Source organism: Micromonospora sp. ATLC20, from assembly GCF_057196585.1.
The window spans coordinates 1-4,578 of the sequence record NZ_JBXUOV010000285.1; the positions used below are offsets into that span (position 1 = coordinate 1).

3 protein-coding genes are annotated in these 4,578 nt (G+C 76.0%); all 3 read left to right on the forward strand.

The genetic code is table 11. The features are described from left to right. Positions 1-1,617 (forward strand): DUF4132 domain-containing protein (locus AC2CHG_RS30095; RefSeq protein ID WP_484526070.1); only part of this gene is annotated, 1,617 nt, incomplete at its 5' end. Beyond that, positions 1,614-2,744: an ATP-binding protein gene (locus tag AC2CHG_RS30100; protein ID WP_357210956.1), complete on the forward strand. Its 1,131-nt coding sequence runs from the start codon at positions 1,614-1,616 to the stop codon at positions 2,742-2,744. The genes AC2CHG_RS30095 and AC2CHG_RS30100, both read left to right, overlap by 4 nt. Continuing rightward, positions 2,741-4,578, forward strand: a 1,838-nt coding sequence (locus AC2CHG_RS30105; RefSeq protein ID WP_484526071.1) for a DUF5682 family protein, incomplete at its 3' end; no start/stop codon positions are given. The genes AC2CHG_RS30100 and AC2CHG_RS30105, both read left to right, overlap by 4 nt.

Consider the following 4,578-nt stretch of genomic DNA (forward strand, 5'->3'; position numbering starts at 1 on the left):
GCCCTGGGCACTCCCGGCCCGCGCCGCCGCGCCGCCGAGCGCGCGCTGCGCCTGGTCGCCGCGGAGCACCGTGCGGTGCTCCTCGGCGTGGCCGGGGAGCACGGCGAGGCGGCGCTCGCCGCCGCGACGGTGATGCTCGACGCGGACCCGCTGGCCCAGCTTCCGGCCCGGATGCCGAGCCTGCCGGCCTGGCTGGACCCGGCGGTTCTGCCGCAGGTGCTGCTGCGGGACCGTTCGGCGGCGCTGCCCGCCGACGCGGTACGCCACCTCTGCACGATGCTTGCCATCTCCTCGCCCGGCGAGCCGTACCCGGGCGTGGAGGTCGTCCGCGCGGCGTGTGACACCGACTCCCTGGCGGAGTTCGCCTGGGCGCTGTTCGAGAGTTGGCAGGCCGCCGGCGCGCCGTCGAAGGACGGCTGGGCGTTCACCGCGCTGGGGCTGCTCGGCGACGACTCGACCGCCCGGCGGCTCGCGCCGCTGGTCCGGGCCTGGCCGGGCGAGAGCCAGCACGCGCGGGCGGTGACCGGCCTGGAGGTGCTGGCGCAGATCGGCACCGACGTGGCGCTGATGCACCTGTACGGCATCTCGCAGAAGGTGAAGTTCCGGGGCCTGCGGGAACAGGCGGCACGCAAGGTCACCGAGGTCGCCGACGGGCTGGGCCTGACGCCCGAGCAGCTCGGCGACCGGCTGGTGCCCGACCTCGGGCTGGACGCCGACGGCAGCCTGGTCCTCGACTACGGGCCGCGCCGGTTCACAGTCGGCTTCGACGAGCAGCTCAAGCCGTACGTGGTGGACGGCACGGGCGCCCGCCGCAAGGACCTGCCCAAGCCCGGCGCCCGGGACGACGCCACGCTGGCGCCCGCCGCGTACAAGCGTTTCGCCGGCCTGAAGAAGGACGTGCGTACGCTCGCCGCCGACCAGATCCGCCGGTTCGAGGCGGCCATGGTGACCGGGCGGCAGTGGCCCGCCGCGGACTTCCGCCGCTACTTCCTGTCCCACCCACTGCTGTGGCACGTCGTGCGCCGGCTGGTCTGGGCCACAGTGGACGACACCGGCCGGGTGGGCGCCGCGTTCCGGGTGGCCGAGGACCGCACGCTCGCCGACGTCGACGACGAGACGTACGTCCTGCTGGACGACGCCACTGTCACCATCGCGCACCCGCTGCACCTCGGCACGGTGGTGCCGGCCTGGGCGGAGGTCTTCGCCGACTACGAGATCCTGCAGCCCTTCCCGCAGCTCGGCCGCGAGGTGCACCGGCTGGACGAGGCCGAGCGCGGGGAGACGCTGCTGCAGCGGCACATGGGCGTGACGGTCCCGGCCGGGCGGCTGCTGAGCCTGGAACGGCGGGGCTGGCGGCGCGGCACCCCGCAGGACGCCGGCATCCAGAGCTGGTTGGACCGCGAGGTCCCCGGGGGCCGGGCCGTGGTGCTCGACCTCGACCCCGGCATCGCTGTCGGCGTGGTGGACATGTTCCCCGACCAGAAGATCGAGGCGATCTGGGTGAACGACGTGCCGTACGGCGACTGGTTCCCGCGCGGCGGCAAGGTCCGCCTGCGCGACCTGGACGACGTCACCGTCTCCGAGGTGCTGCGCGACCTGGCGGAGGTGACCCGGTGACCGCGCTCGACCCGACCGCCGAGGGGGCCCGGCGGCCTCCGGCCGTCGAGCGAGCGCAGCGGCCTCCGGCCGAGGTGCGGTACGCAGACGAGCTGGCCGCGCTGGCCGCGAACGACAGCGACCCGCGTCCGCCCGGCTGGCGGCTGAGCCTGCGCGCCGCGCGCCGGTTCATCCTCGGCGACCAGGCCGCCGGGATCCGGCGCAAGTTCGTCGGCGACCCGTCGCTGATCGACCGGGCGCTGGTGGCGCTGGCGACCAGCCGCGGCCTGATGCTCGTCGGCGAGCCCGGCACCGCCAAGTCGCTGCTGTCGGAGCTGCTCGCCGCCGCGGTCAGCGGCGACTCCACGCTCACCATCCAGGGCGGCGCGGCCACCACCGAGGACCAGATCCGCTACTCGTGGAACTACGCGCTGCTCGTCGCCGACGGCCCGTCGCCGCGCGCCCTGGTGCCGGCGCCGCTGCTGCGCGGCATGGCCGAGGGGCGGGTGGTCCGCTTCGAGGAGATCACCCGCTGTCCGCTGGAGGTGCAGGACTGCCTGCTGTCCCCGCTGTCGGACCGCGTGCTCGCCATTTCGGAGCTGCCGGGCGCCGACGCCATGGTGTTCGCCCGCGAGGGCTTCAACGTGATCGCCACCGCGAACACCAGGGACCGGGGCGTCAACGAGATGAGCGCCGCGCTGAAGCGGCGGTTCAACTTCGAGACCGTCTTCCCGATCCCCGACCTCGGCACCGAGCTGGAACTGGTCGAGGCCGAGGCGGGCGAGTTGCTGCGCCGCTCCGGCGTGGCCGCGCCGCCCCGGCGCGACCTGCTGGAGGTGCTGGTCACCACGTTCCGGGAGCTGCGGACCGGGATCACCGAACGCGGCGACGCGATGGAGCGGTTGTCGGCGGTGATGAGCACTGCCGAGGCGGTGTCGGTGGCGCACGCGGTCGGGCTGCGCGGCTGGTTCCTGCGCGGGGAACCCGGCGACGCCGCCGACCTGGTCGCCTGCCTGGCCGGCACCGCCGCGAAGGACGACGCGGAGGACCTGGCACGGCTGCGGCGCTACCTGGAACAGCAGGTGTCCCGCCGTTCCGGCGCGCAGTGGCGGGCGGTGCACGACGCCCGGCACCTGCTGCCCGGGTGAGCACCGTCGAGGCGCCCGGCGGCGTCACCTTCCTCGGCGTCCGGCACCACAGCCCGGCCTGCGCCCGGCTGGTCGCCGCCACGGTGGCCCGGCTGCGTCCGGCGTACGTGCTGGTGGAGGGCCCGGCGGACCTGAACGGGCGGATGGACGAGCTGCTGGGAGACCACGAGCTGCCGATCGCCGTGTTCACCGCGCACCGCGACGGGACCCGGCGGCACGCCTCCTGGAGCCCGTTCTGCGCGTACTCGCCGGAGTGGGTGGCGCTGACCGCCGGGCGCCAGGTGGGCGCGCAGCTGCGCTTCATCGACCTGCCCGCGTGGCATCCCGCGCTGTCCGGCCGCGCCAACCGGTACGCCGACGCCGACCAGCGGTACGCCGAGGCGGTCCGCCGGCTCTGCGCCACGCTCGCCGTGGACAACGTGGACGCGCTCTGGGACCACCTGTTCGAGATCGGCCCGGACGACGGGCTGGCCGAGCGCCTCGACACGTACTTCGACGTGCTGCGGGGCGAGTCGGCGGCCGGGGAGGACGACACGGCCCGGGAGGCGTACATGGCCCGCTGGGTACGCGCCGCCCGGCGCCGGGCCGCCGGCCGGCCGGTGCTGGTGGTGACCGGCGGCTTCCACCGTCCCGCCCTGGTCCGGCTGACCGCCGGCGACGACGGAGCGGACGACGACTGGCCGGAGGTCCCCGCTCCCGCACCGGACGCGGTGGCGGGCAGCTACCTCGTGCCGTACTCGTTCCGGCGCCTGGACGCGTTCGTCGGCTACCAGTCCGGGATGCCGTCACCGGCGTACTACCAGCGGGTCTGGGAGGACGGGCCGCGCCGGGCCGCCGAGGCGCTCACCGAGGCGGTGGCGGCCCGGCTGCGCACCCGGCGGCAGCACGTCTCCACCGCCGACCTGATCGCCGCCCGGAGCATGGCCGGCGGCCTGGCCCGGCTGCGCGGCCACGCCCACCCGGGCCGCGTCGACGTGCTCGACGGCCTGGTGTCCGCGCTGGTCACCGACGCGCTCGACCAGCCGCTGCCGTGGGCGACCCGGGGCACGCTGGCACCCGGCGCCCACCCGGTGGTGGTGGAGATGGTGGCCGCGCTCAGCGGCGACCGGGTGGGCCGCCTGCACCCGGACACGCCGCTGCCGCCGCTCGTACACGACGTCGACGCCGAGCTGGCACGGCATCGGATCGATCCGCACGAGGCGGTCGAACTGGACCTGACAGTCGCCGGCGACCTGACCCGCAGCCGCCTGCTGCACCGGCTGCGGCTGCTCGACGTACCCGGTCACGTCCGCGAACGCGGCCCCCGGGTGGGCGCGGACGCGCTGCTCACCGAACGCTGGTCACCCGCGCCGTCGGCAGACCGGCTCGCCCGGGTGATCGAGGCGGGCGGGTACGGGCCGACCGTCCTGGACGCCGTCACCGCCCGGATCGAGGAGCGGGTGACGCTGCTCGGCGCGGACGTCGACGCGCTCGCCACGACGCTGTTCGACACCGCGCTGGCCGGGCTGCCCGAGCACTCCACCCGGACGCTCACCGCGATCGCCCGCGCCACCGGCTCGGTCACCGACCTGCGGGCGCTGGGCCGGGCGCTCGCAGTCGCACTGGCGCTGTGGCGGCACGACCGGCTGCTGGGCAGCGCCGGGACCGCCCCGCTCGGCGCGCTGATCACCGCCGCCGTACGCCGCGCGCTCTGGCTCGTCGAGGGCGTGCGTGCCACGGCCGCACCGGCCGACCCGGGCCGGCTCACCGCGCTCGTCGCGGTCCGGGACGCGGTCCGCCACGCCGGCCCGGCGCTCGGGCTCGACCGGGACGGCGCGCTCGCAGTGGCCGGGCG